Source organism: Chryseobacterium sp. SIMBA_028 (genome assembly GCF_046535285.1).
GTDB lineage: Bacteria > Bacteroidota > Bacteroidia > Flavobacteriales > Weeksellaceae > Chryseobacterium.
This window is the reverse complement of the sequence record NZ_JAWRWZ010000047.1, coordinates 1-585: the sequence shown is the minus strand read 5'-3', so window position 1 is coordinate 585 and position 585 is coordinate 1. Positions and strand designations below refer to the sequence as shown.

The following is a 585-nucleotide window of genomic DNA, read 5'->3' as shown; positions in this document are numbered from 1 at the left end:
TCCGTATTGCCTTTCTGTCCGCCTTTTACTTTGTTTAATTGATCTTCCTGTAGTTTGGTAACTGCGTCTTTGTTAAGTGTTACTTCTTTTCCTAGTTTTACTGATTTGTTGCTCATTGTTATTATTTTTTATTGTTAATGAATTGGTTAATTAATTGATTGTTGACTATCCACATCCGTTGCAAGATGCTCCTACACAGCTGAAGCTTCCTTCAAGGTCTTGGTCAATCCCTCCAACTTTCTTTCCGCCTTTTACCTTGTTTAATTGATCTTCCTGTAATTTTGTAACTGCGTCTTTGTTAAGTGTTACTTCTTTTCCTAGTTTTACTGATTTGTTGCTCATTGTTCTAATTTTTTATTGTTAATATTTTGGTTAATTAATTGATTGTTGATTATCCACAGCCGTTACAAGATAATCCTACACAGCTCCAGCTTCCTCCTTCAAGGTCTTGGTCAATCCCTCCAACTTTCTGACCTCCTTTTACTTTGTTTAATTGGTCTTCTTGTAGTTTTGTAACTGCGTCTTTGTTAAGTGTTACTTCTTTTCCTAGTTTTACTGATTTGTTGCTCATTGTTCTAATTTTTT

3 protein-coding genes are annotated in these 585 nt (G+C 34.2%); all 3 read right to left on the bottom strand.

Annotated elements, in window-relative coordinates; genetic code table 11:
- Positions 1–116 (bottom strand): class I lanthipeptide (locus SCA31_RS22460; protein ID WP_410699218.1); only part of this gene is annotated, 116 nt, incomplete at its 3' end.
- Between the two features lie 49 nt (positions 117–165).
- On the bottom strand, positions 166–342 hold the full coding sequence (locus SCA31_RS22455; RefSeq protein WP_410699274.1) for a class I lanthipeptide: 177 nt from the start codon (positions 340–342) through the stop codon (positions 166–168).
- Between the two features lie 49 nt (positions 343–391).
- Positions 392–585: class I lanthipeptide (locus tag SCA31_RS22450; protein WP_410699273.1), on the bottom strand; the 194-nt coding region annotated here is incomplete at its 5' end.

Coding starts and splice junctions, on each gene's coding strand:
- SCA31_RS22455 (WP_410699274.1), bottom strand. CDS start 342: ATGAGCAACAAATCAGTAAAACTAGGAAAAGAAGTAACACTTAACAAA.